This is a genomic window from Secundilactobacillus paracollinoides (genome assembly GCF_001702155.1).
In the GTDB taxonomy this organism is placed as follows: domain Bacteria; phylum Bacillota; class Bacilli; order Lactobacillales; family Lactobacillaceae; genus Secundilactobacillus; species Secundilactobacillus paracollinoides.
On the sequence record NZ_CP014912.1, the window covers coordinates 421,576 to 439,450 of the forward strand.

General features: G+C 46.9%; 10 protein-coding genes. 1 reads left to right on the forward strand and 9 read right to left on the reverse strand.

Translation table 11 applies throughout. From position 1 onward, the window contains the following. Positions 1 to 50 precede the first annotated feature (50 nt). Both AYR61_RS01695 and AYR61_RS01700 read right to left on the reverse strand, forming a co-directional pair. Positions 51 to 1,670 (reverse strand): collagen binding domain-containing protein, encoded by a 1,620-nt coding sequence (locus AYR61_RS01695; RefSeq protein WP_065901307.1) that lies wholly within the window; start codon positions 1,668 to 1,670, stop codon positions 51 to 53. Further along, positions 1,615 to 3,885 (reverse strand): adhesive domain-containing protein, encoded by a 2,271-nt coding sequence (locus AYR61_RS01700; RefSeq protein ID WP_065901310.1) that lies wholly within the window; start codon positions 3,883 to 3,885, stop codon positions 1,615 to 1,617. Before AYR61_RS01700 ends, AYR61_RS01695 begins: the two co-directional genes overlap by 56 nt. Positions 3,886 to 4,546: 661 nt before the next feature. On the opposite strand from AYR61_RS01700, the gene AYR61_RS01705 reads away from it, so the two are divergent. Next, positions 4,547 to 5,002, forward strand: coding sequence for a hypothetical protein (locus AYR61_RS01705; protein ID WP_065901313.1), 456 nt, complete (start codon positions 4,547 to 4,549; stop codon positions 5,000 to 5,002). A gap of 55 nt (positions 5,003 to 5,057) precedes the next feature. Here the strand turns inward: AYR61_RS01705 and AYR61_RS01710 are convergent, their stop codons facing one another. The 7 genes from AYR61_RS01710 to AYR61_RS01735 all read right to left on the reverse strand — a co-directional run bounded on the left by AYR61_RS01710 (position 5,058) and on the right by AYR61_RS01735 (position 16,786). Then, positions 5,058 to 7,232 (reverse strand): KxYKxGKxW signal peptide domain-containing protein, encoded by a 2,175-nt coding sequence (locus AYR61_RS01710; RefSeq protein ID WP_054711692.1) that lies wholly within the window; start codon positions 7,230 to 7,232, stop codon positions 5,058 to 5,060. 319 nt (positions 7,233 to 7,551) lie between these two features. Next, a complete protein-coding gene (locus tag AYR61_RS15820; RefSeq protein ID WP_404814635.1) occupies positions 7,552 to 8,178 on the reverse strand; it encodes a C40 family peptidase in 627 nt (208 codons plus the stop codon). Between the two features lie 78 nt (positions 8,179 to 8,256). Then, the gene (locus tag AYR61_RS15825) at positions 8,257 to 8,583 is read right to left on the reverse strand and encodes a DUF5776 domain-containing protein (RefSeq protein ID WP_404814636.1); all 327 of its coding nucleotides are present in this window, start codon (positions 8,581 to 8,583) and stop codon (positions 8,257 to 8,259) included. A gap of 17 nt (positions 8,584 to 8,600) precedes the next feature. Continuing rightward, positions 8,601 to 9,449, reverse strand: coding sequence for a C39 family peptidase (locus AYR61_RS01720; protein WP_065901316.1), 849 nt, complete (start codon positions 9,447 to 9,449; stop codon positions 8,601 to 8,603). Positions 9,450 to 9,725: 276 nt separating this feature from the next. Then, positions 9,726 to 10,883, reverse strand: coding sequence for a matrixin family metalloprotease (locus AYR61_RS01725; protein ID WP_065901322.1), 1,158 nt, complete (start codon positions 10,881 to 10,883; stop codon positions 9,726 to 9,728). A gap of 714 nt (positions 10,884 to 11,597) precedes the next feature. Then, the gene (locus AYR61_RS01730; protein WP_054710830.1) at positions 11,598 to 12,491 is read right to left on the reverse strand and encodes a matrixin family metalloprotease; all 894 of its coding nucleotides are present in this window, start codon (positions 12,489 to 12,491) and stop codon (positions 11,598 to 11,600) included. Between the two features lie 785 nt (positions 12,492 to 13,276). After that, entirely contained in the window at positions 13,277 to 16,786 is a 3,510-nt protein-coding gene (locus tag AYR61_RS01735) for an SNF2-related protein (RefSeq protein WP_225356501.1), read from the reverse strand. Positions 16,787 to 17,875: the final 1,089 nt, after the last annotated feature.

Here is a 17,875-nt window from a genome sequence, read left to right on the forward strand (position 1 = left end):
TTTTCGAAAAAATACGAAAACTGACGGGATTTTTATGAACTATGAATAATTCAGGCTTCCTTAAGTTCTTCTAGTTTAAATGTTGCTCCAGCAATAATCTTTTTATTGATCCCATCAACTTTTCTAAAGATAGCTGATCTGGCCTGTCGACGTCCACCAGCAGAAACGCCAACTTCGTGCGAAGACTCAACATCGTAATCACTTGAAGAAACACTAATTTTGTTACTATACGTGCTCGAATTTCCAGTTATAGTTGTCTCGTACTCAAGGTAAAGCGGTGTCTCCACCTTTCCGTGAATTGTGATGACAAACCCATTTTGCGTTTTACCAGAGCTATCCAGTTCTTCAATTGGAGAAATATCATAATCTTCCCCACGGACAAGCTCACCATCAAGATAGTTTTTATTGACGGTCGGAATCAATTTTCCATCTTTTTCACTATATGAAATACCCGCCTTGTCAACCTTATATAGTTTAAAGCTATCTGTATCAGTAATAATCGAATGTTCACCAGTTAGCACATCCGTAATGGTCATATTCCTCAGTGTTTTCGCATCTGGATTAATGACTGCATTCCAGCCAATCTTATACCCTTGTGGATTGTCCAATGCTGATTCTTTATTCAGGTATATACCATCACTAGTCTGATCTAACTTGGCTTCAACTTCTAAATCCTTCACATTACCGTAGTTAATGGTTGCTTTATTGTTGAAATCAAATTTACCTGGAACTGACTTAACCTCTGAATCACTCATCCATTTAGCAAAATTAATTGGTGTTTCAAATTCCACCATAAACGCGTTGATTTCGTCATTATCATTAAGGAAATTAATAGTGATTTGTCCGTTACCATCAAGGACAATTTCGTAATTGGCTTGGGCAATTTTCTCCCCCTTTGTCACACTATTATTCTTTTTATCGATATGATATAACGTATAGTCATCCTTGTTAGTTGGAAGCGATAGATAGTCGTGTTCCGCACCACTGTTTAATACTTCATCGATAGTAACTGTCGGAATTCGATTCTTTGATTCTTCATCAGTTGAATCGACTTTTCCAATACCAAAATAGTTATCTAAATGGGTACCAATGCCAATCTGCCAGAGCACGGTACTGTTTTCCTTGTCTTCTAACTGCTTAGTCCCTTGCTTAAAAGCATTTTTACGAATATTCTCCTCAACAGTGACCTTTCCAGATGTATCTTCATAAAGTCCAGAACCTGTAAAGGCACTGGCATAATTCATAAAGCTATCACCTTCCAAGGCACTCCAACTATTCCTAGTCGTGAACTTAACCGTGATGGTCTTGCCAGAATAGCTGGAATCAAAGTCTAGTTTTAAAGCATTTTTATTGTATTTTTCTGATGAAATGCCGAAATTATATTGATGATTATCACCGATTACACCGTCTGAGTATCCCAATGTTTTTCCAACATCAGAGTCAGTTTGGGGTGTAATAGTAATTCCGTCAACTCCACCAACTATTTCACCAGGTAATACATCAATAATTGTTAACCCTGAAAATTCATATTGTGCTTTATTCAGAGTTAACGTCCATTCAGTATCAACCTGGCTTCCAGGTTGATACTCACCGTATTTAAGCTCCCCAGTCTTCTCAACTAAACCCTTTTTCTTGAGAAGTACCGGAACCATTATTGATAATTTGACCATTTAAGGAAACTTCTACCTTGTTGGAAACTGATGAAATAGCGCCGCCATCTCCATTGTCCTTTGTACTATAGGTAATGGTTAACTTCCCAGTTTGCAGAGCTGTTATTAATTCGCTGTAATCCTCTACGTCTTTGATTTCATCAATTGGCTTCACGGTAATTACAACACCATCTCCATTTGAACTAACTATTGGAGAAAAGTATTCCGAATAATCATCATCGCCTACCGTAAATCTAAATTCAGTTTTTTGTTCAAACTTATGAGGACCTTTAAGCGTATCATTGATAACCAATTTTTGAATGGAGCCTTCATCAATTTTAAATTTCTGTAAATCAATATCAACAGTCCAAGGGTAGGTACCGTTCACAGCAGCTCCTGATTTCTTACTAACAACATCTGTGGATACATCAGCTTTTACTTCTTCCAGATCTAATTGGCCAACAGTTGCTTTTATTTTATTTGTGAACACTGCTTTTTCAGATTCGAAATTGCCTTCATTATCTTTAGCAACCTCATACTCAGTTAAAAATGTAAATACAATTGTTGAATTATCTTTAACTGCAGCATGATCTTCAGTATTTTTACCAACAATAGTCATTTGACCGTTCTTAGCATCAACTTCAAAATTGTCCGTCAAATCTGTATCATCATCTTTATACTTTGCCGAAAAATTAATTTTATCTTCATCAAATTTATGTGTGCCACCATCTACGCTTAAAGCATCGGCTAGCTCAATGTCACCAAACTTCATGCCGCCATCTACTAGACTTCCAAATGAACTTGTATTCATTTCAACAGTCCATTGAATTTGACTATCGCTAATAAATTGCCCTTCTTTATCCAAGGCATCAGTGATATGGCTAGGCAGCATTGAAACAACTGCACCATCATTCCATTCAAAATAAATGGGTTCCCCAGGATTATATTTTTGATCAACACTTAGCCAAAATTCAGAGGTTTCATCTATACCAGTCTCAGTAAAAGAAATCGTAACACGTTGCACGTTATCTGAGACTTTCTCAATAGAGAAGAAACCAATAGTAACTTCACCATCATGCCCATCAATGGTTCCTTGAATGGGCTGTGAAACAATATCTTGAGATAAAGCATTTAGACCTCTAATTTCAAAACTATAGGTGTCATCTTTATTAACAGGCCCATCGTCACCCAACTTTTGATTAAGATCAGCAATTGTCCATCCGTAATTCAACGTAAAATTCTTGCCTTCCAGAATTGCTGGATCAAAAGTTGATTCATGTGTCACGGGATATTCTGTATCGCCGACTTTGTAGTTAATATCCTGAAAGAAACTTGTCAAATCGCCATTATCATTCAACAATGACTCTAACTGACGACCTTCAGCACGAGTAGATGCTCGACTACTCTTGGCAGCCGGCTTATCAGCATTGTTCTCAATAGTTTCTTTAGCTTCTTCCTCGGCCTTTTCTAAGTCAGAAGCTTGCTGTTCCTTTTCTTTCTTAGCATCAGCCTTTTCCTTTGCTTCCTGTGCAGCTTCAAGCTTCTTACTTTCAGCTAATTTAGCAGCGGCCTTCTTAGCTTCAGCAGCTTTCTTCTCAGCATCCGCCTTCTTCTGCGCCGCCTTCTCTTCTTCCTCAGCCTTCTGAGCTTCAACCTGCTTCAAATAGTTATCCAATTGCTGCGTCAAATCAGTCGGCAGCTCATTTTCAGTAATGGCTTCCGAAACGGCATCATCCTTTGCGTCCTCCGCCAGCACGATCATCTGCTGGGTGTAGGACGTCGCATCATCCACGGCAACTGGGAGGTCGGTCAGCGTCATCGGGTTGCCGATTTCGACTGGGACTTCCAGCGTGAATCTTGCAGTGTGTTCGACACCACTCCATTTCAGCCGTAGTTTGCGATTCTTTTCCATATAAAGACTTGCCTTGGCATCCGGGATGCTGGAAGTCGCGTTAACTTTGGCCTTCATGACCTTCAGTTGCGTCTCCGGAATGAACACATCCGTTGTGCCGCTCGCCTTGTCGCCGTCCTTGTTATTGATGGTCATATCAAAAACGAGTTTCTGGGTTGAGCCGGCCTTCACCCGCTCAACCGCCCTCCCGTCTTTGTCCATCACTTTGGACGAGTGGATCTCGAATTGCCCGACGTTGTCCGCCAGGGCGAGGACGCTTTGGTAACACGTGCCAAAAACCAACGTGAACACCGAAACGACCTGAATCAGTACCTTTTTCACCATCGCAAATTTCCCCTTTTTCGGTTGTCGACGACGGTGATTAGTGGTGCTCTATGACTAAAAAATCACCGTCGTGGTGGCATTGGGTTAGTCGCAGTTGACCCAAACAACTGCGGTTAACGAACACGAATACAATTGATCTGCGCCGCGCATCTTCCTTTCTGTGAATGAATAAGGTATTGCCTATGTCTTACATTCACAATAACAAATAGTTGCGACGAAATTGTAACCAAAATTTGTCCTTTTTGTGAACACGGTTTCATGGATTTGTTGGTTTAATGAAGGGAAACGATATGGTGGGAGTGATGATATTTGGAAATTTCCAATGGAGATGGTGTTTTTCCGGGATTTTGTGGGTTGCTTGCTTGGCTGCTGCACTTTTACGCTTTAAAGTTGAACTTCTCTCATACCATCGCGCCGTCTTTCTCTCTTACATAGCCTAAACGTGCTCCGGAAAGCAGAAAGCTGCATGTAAGCCGACTCTGGCCTAAATGCCAGGTTCGGGCATTTAGGCCAGAGTCGGCTTACACTCCGCTTCCTACCCGCTTTCCTCCGCACTCTCTGAAACTTCACACTTTCTTCAAGCTTTACACAAACTATGGCTACATTTAAATGCGATACTAACAATACGAACAATTGCGACAGTGCAGAAGGAGGTGGGCGATTGATTTCAGCTCGGAGGTTAAGCAAGCGGCGGATTCTTGGCACCGCACTGATTGGTGTGATGACCATTGTGTTTGGCGCTTCGCTGTTAACTCGCGAAGCAACCCTGCAGTCACCACAAGTATTACCACGGGGAAGGGCACTCATGGCCAACCACGTCCGCGTCCGGTTTGTCACCGGCACCGGCCACCTCGTCAGTACCTACTACTGGTCGACAGCCCACGCTGACGGCAAAGGGACCGACGTAACCGACATTTTCAACAGCGATATTATCGAAGCCGACAGCGGGATGAACACCCACATCCCTAAAAATTATAGTTTTGATCAGACCAACGTGAAAAACATCACGGCGCTCCGTAACGTTAAGTTAGGCAACACGGTTAATCTCGTGGTCATTAAAAACACCACTGACGCGTCACAATCGCTGTGGCAAAGGATCACTAATTGGTTTAACTAAAAAGGCCCCGCAATGTCATTTTGCGAGACCTTTTTTGTCGCTAATTATTCAAACATCATGCTTTAAATCTTCGTTTCAACCAGGCGCCGACACCCGTCAATAAACTCAGCATCAAAATCCCCAATGTCACGAAGATATTAGACTGGCTATCACTGGTTTGCGGTAACTGCGCCTGGTTTAACTTGGCAGCGGGCGGTGTTACAGCAGTCGGCGTACGCTTAGGCGTCGTGGTGGCGGGTTGTGCCCTAACTGGTTCACCACCCGTCCCTTGCCCAGTCGAGACCGTAAACCCAGTATCATCAGGCGGTACCGGAACTTCCGGTTGTGGGGCTGGATTGATCGGCCCATCCGTTGTTGGCGGCACCGGTACTAACGGCTCAGCGGGATTCTCTGGCTCCGCTGGTGTCGTGGGCTCATTGGGCGTTACAGGTGCAACGGGAACATCTGGTGTACCTGGATTTTCAGGTGCTGTTGGGTTTTCCGGAGTGTCTGGGTCAACCGGACCAATCGGGTTCTCCGGCCCACCTGGTTCTACTGGACCACCCGGGTTCTCCGGCCCACCTGGTTCTACTGGACCGCCCGGGTTCTCTGGCCCACCTGGATCTACTGGACCACCCGGGTTCTCCGGCCCACCTGGTTCTACTGGACCACCCGGGTTCTCCGGCCCGCCTGGATCTACAGGCACCCCCGGCTCTTCAGGAATCGCCGGCGTCTGCAGATCCCACCGATGCGTTTGCGCGCCGATAACGACCCGCTCGGCAACCAAGTTCCCCTCAACCGTGCCCCGCGGATTCAGTACCACGGCCTCATCCACGGCCAACAAACTGCCGTAAAGTTTCCCCGAGGTTGTAATCGTGTAGTCGATGGCGCTGTCATTGTCGCCAGTGTGCCGGAAATTCCACAACAGATGATTGTCCGTAAAGTCTGGACTATACTGGAAATCCAACTGTGTGCTGCTGGTGTCGCCGCGCCACAAAAAGACTTGGGTGTTCAAACTATAGGTCGTTTGTGAGCCCGTATCCACATTGAACACGATCGTCACATCAGCAAGATCCGGGTCAGTCTGGAAATAGTCGTAGTTCTTCAAAATTAATTGAGTAGGCTGCGTCAACACATCGGGACCCAGATTCAAAACAAGCTCGTGGTTGGCATTCACTTGATTGGCGTACGCCTTCAAATCGATGACCCGCTGATTATTGTCTGAAAAACTACGGTTAAAAAAGGTCGCGACGCCCAACTGTGCGAGTTGCGCCGAAGTCGTCCGGAGTTGATCGAACGCCGCATCCATATCGATATACAGCTGGCCGTCAGTATCCTGAGCAATGTCAGCCGTTTTCAAGTGGTCAACAGTCACGCTGCTGCCCGTACTATTTGTCAATCTAACTTGATTCCCCGGCGTCACCGTAATGCCCTGGCCAAGAACCAACTTATTGGTACGCCCCGCAACCGTTGAAAACGCACTCGTCAACGCGGTTGTGTTGGGCAGGAAGTCCTGAATATAACTGTAGTCGTAGCTGATTTTTGCGTCCGGCACCGTTGTAAAATCACTGGACCCACCCAATTGTTTCGTCGCGACGTTCCCACCCGTATGCGTATTCAGCGTCGCTTGTAAACTAAACACGTGGAACAGCGACGCAACACCAAGCGGGTTCGCCTGAATATAATCAGCCACCGACCCGGTCCAACCGTAGTATTGTTGCAGCCAGGCCAGCAGTTCAGGATCAGTTTCGATTTGGCCAATGATTTGGATAGTTGCGGGTTCCGCTGGCTGATTAGTCGCGGTTTGGTCAGCAGTTGAAGGTACTAGCGTTTGGTTGTCACTTGTGTTGGCCGTTGTTAAATCAGCGTTCGTCTGTTGACTGTCAGTTACCGGACTTTGCGTCATAGTGGGTGTGACTGTCGTCTGGTCAGCAGTAACAGTCGGGGCTGGGACTACAGTCTTATCACTCGAAGGGGCTGCTTGATTATCCCCATCACTGTTGCCAATCAAAGCTGCTGAATTCACATCAGCACCCACACTTGACTCGTCCAAACTTGCCTGTCCCGACTGCGACGCAACTGTTTGGGAAGTTGCCTGATCACTAGCCGATGCTGTCCCATCATCCGCATGAGCAAGACTCGTTTGCAATAGCAATACCGTTGACGTCAACCCAACAATAACCCAAATTTTACCTGGTTTGTACATTTTATAGTGACGCTTCTCAATGGTTGGTAATACAGATCTTGTCATCTGTAGTCCCCCTTCTCATCTAATCCGAGTGACACTGTCAAACAATGAGGGAGTGACTGATAGAAATACTGTCCGAAGCAGTAAGATTTCACAAACGTTATACATATGCTTACTAACTATTACCATAAGATATAAATGATATTCATTTACGAGGTTATTAAACTGCGAACTCAGAATAATTACCAGCAATACGACTTGGTTTTGTTTGAAATCTATGTAAATGCTGATTTAACAGTGATTAGTAGCTAGTCTAATTTCAAACCACGAAAAAAGCGCATACATACTATGTACGTGCTTCACAATTCTCATTTTATTGTTGCTACACAAACGGCCGCTTCACACCAGCGATAATCGATCTTTGTGAATCTTTAACGGGCCGAATCATCGTTTTCGGCGGCCAGCTTTCAATGACCTGATTATGTCCGAGGTATAGTGCCACGTGCCAGACCGTGTGCGTTCCTGGCTGATAATAGAAGATCAGATCGCCCCGTTGCCGATGGGCATAGGACACCGATTTTAGCTTTTTAGCAGCAAACAGATTCCGACTATTCCACTCATTGCCCGGATAGGCGTGATGAATCGCACTGACGGGTAGCGGATCGATTCCGCCTGCGTACAATGCCTGCATCACAAGACCCGAACAATCCGTGCCATACTTGGGACTAGACGATGAGCCAACGAGATAGGGGTTGCCCAGATAGCGATAAACCTGGTTAATCATGGCTGTAATATGGGCGGAACGACCATTCCACGCCTGAGCGGCCAGCGGTGCAACGTAATCGTCAATACTGGTCCACGATGATTTAGAAAAGCCCATTTTCACCCAAGTGGCCTCATTGACGTTTCCTGTCACCGGCAACCCATGCTTCCTTTGAAATGCCTTCACCGCAGTATACGTCGCCTGATTATATTTATCATAACCCGCATACGTGTGCATTTTTCGCATGATGGTCCACGTTTTAATGCCCTCGTAGTTGCGTTTGACCGTGTAACCGACAGTCCCATAAGGTTTGATTTGTTGATACTAAACCTGATAATACTTCTTAGGATTCTGATAACCGTTTGACTTAACAACATATGCAGTGTTTGCGGTGAGGTAGGTCTTCGATGTCGTTTCAAGCAAGGGAGCTTTACCGCTCAGCGTTATCTCCGTGGCGATATGTGCAAAATCCCCCGCATGCAGCACTTTTGCGCGATGTGTTCGTGCCTCATCCGTATAGGTGTCGGTCGTCCTGACAATTTTCACGATTTTCGGCGCCGTTGTCAGATAGGTGCTGGCGTGCACTTCAATTGCCGCCATGAATCCCATACTAGCCGCAAGTATCGCAACAAGCACGCTTTTTTTCTTCACAATGAAGCCCCCTAAATTTAGTAGCTCAGTGCCCGATAAGCATCGCCCTTCCGATGACTCGTCATGTTGGCGTTCGTCATACTCGTCCGCTTCACCAGCCACGGGTCGTTGTAGTAGATCCGCGTGCTCGAATACCCGGTCACACAAACAGCGTGGTTACTGAACCCGTCCAGGTTCGCAACCCATAAAACGACCAGGTGGTTCTTGCGGACCTGGGCTTTAACTTTTGTCAGGCTGTCCCCGGTCATATTGATGGCTGATCCAGCGTGCTTCTTCACCAGTGCCATCAGGTCGCCGGGGTAAATGTACCAACCGGATGTCGAGTATGGACTGCCAACGAAGCCCTTATTCGGGTCGCTGCTGCGCGGCATTTCCTTGGCCAAACTCAACTTGGTGACGTTCGCGCCAGCAAACTGCAGCATCATTGTCGTGGTAGTGATTTCGCACCCTGTCGGTAATTCCGGGCGCTGACCAATCAGCGGTGCCATGACTCGATAGTACGTCTTGTCAGTGCCGTTAACACCCATCCACCCCACTTGTTTGTGGTTGTACAGGAACCGGACCCACGTCCCCTGCGCCGTTGTTTCCGTTCGAGTGACGTGAATAAACTTACCGGCGTAATCCCGACCATGCGCGATTGCGGTGACGTTGGCGGCTGAGGTTTTGTAGCCGCCTGAGGTGTAGATGCCATAGTTGTGGGTGGTGTTGGCACCGACTTTAGTGTAGTAGTCTACCTTTTTTAAGTTGGCTACTTGGTAGTATGAGGTTGCTGCTTGTGCTTTTGGTGTTGCGCCAAACGTTGTGATGACGAGGGTTAATGCTGCTAGTGCTAATATGAGCCAGTTGCGTTTTTTCGGTTTTTGCATGGTGGTCACGCCCCTTAACCTTTTCTTAAGGTTTATTATAGGCTATGTTTTGGGTTTTTGGGTATTAAAAAAGCAGGATCCGTGGGGATTCTGCTTTTTTGGTTTATTGGTTTTTATTTTTAAGTGGTATTGGCGACGTGGGGTTATTTTACATTGCCGAAACGTGTTCCGCAAGGCAAGGGGCGGCCATGTAACGGACTCTGACAAAAAATCCAGAACCGGGATTTTCTGCCAGAGTCCGTTACATTCTGCCCCTTAACCGCCTTGCTCCACACTCTACCACAATCCCACCTTCCCCGCCAACTTAGCCCGATCCACATCTCTTTGTGACAAGGATGCTGATTCTAGTCGATTGTCGTTCGGGTCCTTTGGGCCGTTCCATGCATACTTGCCGTCCACTGCGCTGCTGAAGCCATCGTCGCTTGTTTCTGCATACATGATATCAGTCAGGTATGGCGTGTGATCCAAGCCCAGGGCGTGGCCCAGTTCGTGGGTCAGGACGCCACTCCAGTAGTCCGTTGCTGACGGTGCAGCCTTTTTCTGGGCTGCAATCAAGGCGTTATGGAGTTTTGTCCCTTCGTTGTAGTACTCCTGTTTCTTGGTTGCATTCGTTTCAGCCTTGTATTCCGACTTCACCGTTTCGTATTGGTCATACAAGCTCCGAATTTCTGGCGTATCCGCAACACTCTGCATGTAGCTTGGATCGTTCAGATAGTTCGTGCTGAGGTAAATGTGGGCGCCATCATACAGACCGTCCCATTCGCCAGAGGTCTTCGTTGCCATCACAATGTCGTGACTCTTCGCTGTCCCGGCAACAAACACTTGCTTTCCAAGGGCTTTGTTCCAAGTGTTCATGGCATTTTGCGCGTAGGTCTTCATCGCACTGGATTCAACGTAAACGCGTGCCTGTCCCTTGCTGCTAAAGTGGGTCAGGCTCGTCGACATCAGGTTGAAGTTCTTTTCCAGTGTTGACTTATAGGCGTTGTAGAAAGCACTATTTTGACTCAAAATTGTTGAAGATGGGTCAAGGTCAGTGCCGTTTTTAATTGCGGTACTTAACGCACTCGACGACATGATCTTAACCGAATTCAAATAAGTTCGGTTGATCCAGCCCGCCTTTTTCTTGTCGGCCGACTGCACATAATAGTAGTAACTATACTTACCGTTAACTTTGATCTTCTCGTGTTGTTTCGTGTAGAACACGGTGCCGCTGTAGTTGCTCAGCTTAAACACATGCTTAAACGAGCTCGAAAACGCGTAGGCGTTCTTTGCCTTACTTGTGTTGATCTGATACGTGTGCGACCCCATTGCCTTTCGCCAAACAACCTTGATCGACGATGCTTGTGCGTTGGTCGTTTCAGTGCTTGGTAAGACTGCTGTCGCCGTCAACCCAAGTGTCATCGCTGCCACCGCTAATAGCCCAAATTTACGCATGTGCATAAGCCCCCTAATGCCTTGTTGATTTTAGATTCTAAATTTTGTAGGTGTTATCGCTATTTTACCACAGTGGTGCAAGAGTGTGGAGCAAGCCGGGTAGAGGGCGGAGCCTAAGCCAACTCTGACGGAAATGCCTGAACCTGGCATTTTCGTCAGAGTTGGCTTAGGCAGTAGCCCTCTGGCTTGCGGAACACGTTTCGGCAATGTAAATAAAAAGCGCCAAACCACTGTTTCGAGCATTATCGTATCATTTAAGGCGTGAAACATAAAGCGGAAAATGTTTAAGCTTTTTGACACTGGATTTGGTTTGTGTATACAGCATGTGTTGAATAAAGTGAAGCCAAGAATCCGGATGCTTAATGAAGTGGTTCTATATCCGCAAAGGCTCTGAATCCGACTGCTTTCAATCGTCTTCCCCGGCTATATCATTTAATCTTTCTAGTCAGCAGTGCCGAAACGCGTTTCAGAAAACAGAAAGCTACATGTAAGTCTACTCTGGCAAAAATGCCAAATTCGGGCATTTCTACCAGAGTAAACTTACACTCCGCTTCCTACCGTTTTCTTCCACGCTCTGTCCTCGAGTCTAAACGCGCTCCACAAGGCAAGGGGCTACTGCATAAGAGACTCTGACCACAAAATCCGAAGTTCAGGATTTTCTGGTCAGAGTCTCTTATGCTCCGCCCCTTAACCGCCTTGTTCCGCGCTCTGCTCCTACCAAAATCCCAACTTCATCCCCAACTTAGCACGACTCACATCTCTGCTTGAAACTGCCGGCTTCATCAAACGGGTTGATTTCGGGTCCTTGGCACTTGACCAGGCATACTTACCATTCACCGCAGAAGTTAAACCGTTGTTACTCTTTTCCGCGTACATAATGTCAGTTAAGTATGGCGTATGGTTCAAGCCTAACGAATGGCCCAATTCATGAACCATGATGGCGGACCAATAGTTAGTCTTAGTTGGTGCGGCTGACTTTTTGGCTGCTAACAATGCGTTATAGTTCTTCACAACTGTACTATAGTAAGCGACACGGGCCTTGTTGTTCGTCAACTTGCTGTACTTGGACAAGGAGTTCTTATACTGGGTAGTCAGGGAACGCGTCTTAGCTGAGTTCCCAAGGTTTTTCAGATAGTTGGCGTCATTTAAACGATTACTATTTATGGTCAACGTCTTACCGTTGTTCATCCCATCCCAGGCGGTGCCAGCGTTTTTCGTGGTCACCACAAGATCATGCTTGCTTGCTGTTCCAGCAACGAAGACTTTTCGACCCAGGACCTTGTTCCAGGTGGCCATGGCTTTGGTCGTATAGGTCTTCAGCGACGGACTCTTGACGTAAACGTACGTCTTATGATTATGGAACGTCGTGATCTTCTTACTCATGTTAAAGTTCTTGGTCAACGACGACTTGTATCGGGTATAAAAACTGGCTGGTTGTGACAATATCGTTGCGGACGGCTTCAAATCAGTCCCCTTCTTGATAGCCGAATTCAACGCAGCTTGCGTCGTAATTGTTTTTGCAGCAGTTGCCTGCTGCGGGTTGACTGCAGTTATGCCTACTCCTCCCAGTAGTAGACCAACCATGGTCACGGCTCCCCACTTATTCATTTTTACTCCCCCTAATTCGTGATAGGGCCTTCCCCTGCCCTCTAACTATATAGTATCATGAGTAGTAAGTTTCACAAACATAAATGCATTTTTATTTTGTTTTGTAAGATGGTGTTCACAAATGTGTAACATTGGTGTAAACAACGGTATACCAGCTTTCTCATTATTATTAAATTAGGAAATATGTTTACTGTTAAAGGTATCATAACTGTGAAAAATTAGTTAGTTTGTGAATAAAGTTCTACTTTATTTTATGCATAAAATCAGCCCTAATTCGTATGAAATTACATTTTTTATTTTGCTCAGTTTTTTAGGGAAGCGTGTAAAATAAAAAAGCCTTTAAATTAGTATTTTTAAGGCTTTTTTTTTGAGTTTGTTCAGTTTTTTGTTTTTTGAGTTGTTTTGTTGGGATTAGCGACGTGGTTCTCGTCCACATTGCCGAAACGTGTTCCGCAAGGCTGAGGGGCTAACGTGTAACGGACTCTGGTCAAAAAGTCAGGCCCAGACTTCTCTATCGCATTGTTTGGCGATGTGGTTCTCGGCAACGGAGCCGAAACGTGTTCCGCAAGGCGAGACTAACGTGTAACGGACTCTGGTCAAAAAGTCAGGCCCGGACTTTTCTATCGCATTGTTTGGCGACGTGGTTCTTGTCCACATAGCCGAAACGTGTTCCGCAAGGCACGGGGCTAACGTGTAACGGACTCTGGTCAAAAAGTCAGGCCCGGACTTTTCGACCAGAGTCCGTTACACACCGCCCCTAACCCGCCTTGCTCCACACTCTTACTCTACTCAATTCCCAAAATCAACCGAATCTCATCATCCGTCAACGATCCCTTATTCTGTGTCCCACTCAGCACCTGATCCACAAAGTTGCGCTTCTTTTCCTGCAGCTTATAGATCTGCTCCTCAATGGTCCCCTTTGTGATCAATCGATAGACTTCGACCGTATTCTTCTGGCCGATTCGGTGGGCACGGGCGGTTGCCTGGTCCTCCACCGCCGGGTTCCACCAGAGGTCGACCAGGATGACCATGTCGGCCCCCGTCAGGTTTAATCCGGTTCCCCCTGCTTTCAGGGAGATCAGGAAGATGTTCTTCTCGCCGCGGTTGAAGGCATCGACCATCGCCAACCGGTCCTTGGGCTTGGTATCGCCCTTCAAAACATAGGTTGGCAAGCCGCTGTCCTTCAATTCATCCTCAATGATGCTCAGCATCGTTGTGAACTGCGAGAAGATCAGGATGTGCCGGTCGGAATCGACCGCTTGGCGGATGAGTTCGTTCAGCTGTTCGAGCTTACCGGACTCGCCCTCGTAGTCGTCCATGTACAAGGCTGGCGTGTCACAGATCTGCCGTAAACGCGTCAGCCCCGCCAGGATTTCAATCTTATTCTTGACGAACGCCTGTGACGACAGTCCGCGCACCTTGACCTGCATCTGTTTGAGCTGAGCGAGGTAAACGGTCTTTTGAGCTTCCGTCATTTCGTTGGTCAAGTTGGATTCGACCTTTGGCGGCAAGTCCTTCAAAACGGCGGCCTTTTCCCGCCGCAGGATGAAAGGTTTCACCCGAACGGCGATCTCTTCAGCCGTCAACTTCTTAAACGCCCGTTTATTTGGCAGCAAGCCAGGCATCACCAGCGCGAAAATGGACCACAGCTCTTCAGCACGGTTTTCAATCGGTGTCCCGGACAACGCAAAGGTGTTCTTTGGCATGAGTTTACGCAGGCTCTGATTGGTCTTGGTGCCACTGTTCTTCACGAACTGGGCTTCATCCAACACGAGGTAATCTAGGTCTGACTCCTGGTACATCGAAATATCCAGACGTGCGCTGTTGTAGCTGGTGATCAGCACATCTGCGTCCTGATCCGCGATGATCTCACGGCGGTTTTCCTTGGAGCCGTCGACCACCACGGCGCGGATGTTGGGTGCGAACTTTTTGAATTCTTCCAGCCAGTTATAAATGAGGGAAGCTGGGGAAACAACCAGATCAATGTGATTGTGATTCAGATGATTATTTAATAACGTGATCATCTGAATCGTTTTCCCAAGGCCCATTTCGTCGGCAAGAATCCCGCCGAACCCGTGGGAGTCCAGCATTTCAAGCCACTTAACGCCAATCGTCTGATAAGGACGCAGTGTGGCGTTGACCGGCGCTTCGTGGGCAATGTTAAACGATTCTGGATGGGCCAGGTCATTCGTCAGGCGTTTGAACGTCTGGTTGAACTGGGCATCCTGGCCTAACGCAGCTTGCACGGCCATGGCCTGCGCCGCGTGGACTTGAACCTGCCCATGATGCATGTTGCCTTCGCGGCGGATCCGTTTCAGGGCACCGCTGACCCGCCGAAGTTTATCGTCCAGCAGGACCAGTGTGCCATCCGGCCGTTGAATATACGGCCGGTTGACGTCGAGCTGTTCCAACATGTCGTCAACCTGGTCATCGTCAATGCCAGCAAATGAGAAGTTCACGGACAACAGCCCGTCACCTTCTGAGACTTGAATGTCAGGCGTCAGCGTATCGCCAGAGCGCACGAGGTTCTGGAGGCTGTCAGAAACCGTCACTTTCCCGTTGCTGCGCAAGTTCGGCAGCTCGGCAACGAAGAACTGGTAAAGCCGTTCCGTATCCGTGCAGTCCTTCTCCCAGCCGCCGTTTTCATAAACAAAGCCTAGGTCTTCCAGGTAGTTGGCTGACTGGTTTTCCTGTTCAATGTTCCGCTGATTATCCGGCAGTGTCTTCACTGTATCAGTGTCGTACAGCTGCCCATCGTATTCGTATCCTAATTTGAGTTTCAACACCTGTGCGTCATTGCTCAGGTCAAAATGGACAACCATGTTCTGTCGTTTCAACGCATCCGGCAAGTCCACCACCGCGATGTCGTTGATAAAATTAATAAAGTCGATCAGGTCGTTCACTTCAGCTAAGCCAAAGTGAATGTGCCGGTTCGGTGCCGGTAAATGCGACACGCGGCGGGCATAACTGTCCGTCACCCGGTTCAACTGTGATACCTGTTGGGTCGTCATTTGATACAGCGTGTCTTGTTTGATCACCACTTGTTCGCTGGGGACGATCATGTTGAAATTCTCGGTCAGGGTCAGATCATAACCACTGCCAACTTTGGTCACTGTGGCCTCTAACAGCCCCTGTTTAGCGTCAAACGGTTCGAGGTTGAAATGATCATATTCGAGCCCCGACTCCTCGATTTCAAAGTCAAAGTACTGGAGTTGCGCAAAGTCAGCCTTGATCTGCGTGAGTACACCCGGATTCAGCAGGAGTTTCTTCTTATCTTCTAAGGGAATTCCGTTGTCAGTGCCAGATAAGGCCACCAGGTGGTCCATCAATTGAGCTTCCGGTTCAAGGAAGTGGTCGCGGGTCAGGTTAAACTGCTTGCGGCCGCCAGTTTGGTACATGGCTTCTTCCTGGTAAGCGGTCAAGAACGACTCAATGTCCTTGATAACGTAGAACCGGCTGCCGTCGCTGCCCACACGCAGTTGAATGAAGAAGCGCGCCTCAGAGTTGTCCCAGCCCCAGCCGAGACTGCCGACAAGCAGTGTGACTTCAAGCTTTAACCGGTCATCTGCGTCGGTCGTAGTCAACGGTTTGAAGTACGTCTTTTGGGGAATGTTCAACCCGAGTAAAAACGACTCAGCAGTGCTCATCTGCCGTGACGGTTCGGTCGGCTGATCATCGTATAGGCCACTGCCATAAAGGCTGGCGTAGTCGATGTCATCATCCGGCTCTGGCACGTCGTCAGCGTGATGATTCAACCCGTTAAAGTAGTCCTCGATAGCCTGTTGCTGGGCGTTGGCTGCCCGTTGTTTCGGCGTATCTGGCGTAACTTCGTCGTTGTCGTGTTGCTTGAAGTAGTCTGCCCACTGGTCGGGTGTGGCGCGCAACGCATTGTAGCGCGCCTTGTCACGATACAGGACATCAGCAGCGTTTGGATGTTTCGCCAGTTCGGATTCAAACTTGAACCCCACTGACAGACTGTTTTCTGGATTCTTAATTTGTAACTGATCCGCAATATCGAGATCCACAAACAGGCCATTGATATCGCGGTGCTGTTGACGGAGGAGGATCTCGAGGGCGGCCAAGTGCTTACAATACCCGTGTTCAGGAAAGTAGGGACACTCGCAAAAGTCGTTTTCCGAATCCTTTGCCAACGTGACACCATACGCATCCGTCCCAAAAACGGTCCCGTCAACCTCTTCGCGTTCGTTATCCACGAAATCAATCTGCGCTTTTCCGTTTTTGACAATGTCGCGTCCTCGCTGCCAAATCACATCAGGCATATTATTTCTGGCCATGGTCGTCCTCCTCAGTTATCAGTTACTATGTACTACCGCAATTTTGCGCCAATCTTCATTATAACAGCTAATCAGCGTGATTGTTACGATGAGACAATAAAAAAATTGGCACCAGCAACAACTGATTCCAATTTCCTACAGTATACAACTATGGTTATTCCAAGAGCCCCTATATTACTTTCGGAATAAGTGTTAAACGGTCTTAATGAAGAAACACTCACACTGTCAAATGACAATCCCCATTGCGCATTCACGAGTGACAGTAGTTCTCTTTCAACTGCATTTCGGTTTGACCTTAAGCCGTGGTGGTTCACATCGTAGCGTTACCGCTCCGTACATCTGATACTAGTCCATTTTACATACTGCCGACTTCGCGTATCCCCATACGGTCCGTCCAAATCCTCCAAAGATTTGATTAACGCCGGGTGTCATCTAGAACCCAGCCGTTAACAATCACCGTAACAGGAATTACAGCAACTGCCCCATGTGCACAAGCAAGCGGATGATGGATATCCGCTTCTTTGTACAGATTCTAGTATAGCACAGCAGATGAATAAAATAAACAAAAAGTTCGAATTTGTTACTTATGCCAATTTTAAATGAACATGTTCGAACGTTTTCTCACATACTACGGCCGCAAGGGATTTCGTGGAATCAAAAAATGTGAAGTCATACTAATTTAATCACAATTAAGCGAAAAATTATGCACCTTTTATTCATTATCATGCGGATTATTCGTGTTTTATATCGTTTTACCTGTATTTTATGAGAAAATAGATGCTTACATTACGTAAGTGACGTTATCCAACAATTGTCCGTTATCCTAACCTTGAACAGCTGTTATAAATTCGAACAACTTCACAATGTTCCTTTTATTTATTATTGGTATATCACATATTCAAATGATTGCTGAAATAAAATCGTTTTAAAATGAGCGGCACGTGTCCTACTTCGGCTTTAGTCGCTTTATCTCCCATGGAGAAACGCGATGGTTCGTGATTTAAATTGAATGGCGGGGTACCGCCTCACATGGCGCCGAAGACATGCGAAAAACCCCAGCTGCCGATTCATCTTGAATCGCAACTGAGG

What these genes read in the sequence shown, in the direction of transcription:
- AYR61_RS01710 (WP_054711692.1), bottom strand. Translation starts at nt 7,232, where the DNA reads ATGACAAGATCTGTATTACCAACCATTGAGAAGCGTCACTATAAAATG.
- AYR61_RS15820 (WP_404814635.1), bottom strand. Translation starts at nt 8,178, where the DNA reads ATGCGAAAAATGCACACGTATGCGGGTTATGATAAATATAATCAGGCG.
- AYR61_RS01725 (WP_065901322.1), bottom strand. Translation starts at nt 10,883, where the DNA reads ATGCGTAAATTTGGGCTATTAGCGGTGGCAGCGATGACACTTGGGTTG.
- AYR61_RS01695 (WP_065901307.1), bottom strand. Translation starts at nt 1,670, where the DNA reads ATGGTCAAATTATCAATAATGGTTCCGGTACTTCTCAAGAAAAAGGGT.
- AYR61_RS01700 (WP_065901310.1), bottom strand. Translation starts at nt 3,885, where the DNA reads ATGGTGAAAAAGGTACTGATTCAGGTCGTTTCGGTGTTCACGTTGGTT.
- AYR61_RS01735 (WP_225356501.1), bottom strand. Translation starts at nt 16,786, where the DNA reads ATGGCCAGAAATAATATGCCTGATGTGATTTGGCAGCGAGGACGCGAC.
- AYR61_RS01720 (WP_065901316.1), bottom strand. Translation starts at nt 9,449, where the DNA reads ATGCAAAAACCGAAAAAACGCAACTGGCTCATATTAGCACTAGCAGCA.
- AYR61_RS01730 (WP_054710830.1), bottom strand. Translation starts at nt 12,491, where the DNA reads ATGAATAAGTGGGGAGCCGTGACCATGGTTGGTCTACTACTGGGAGGA.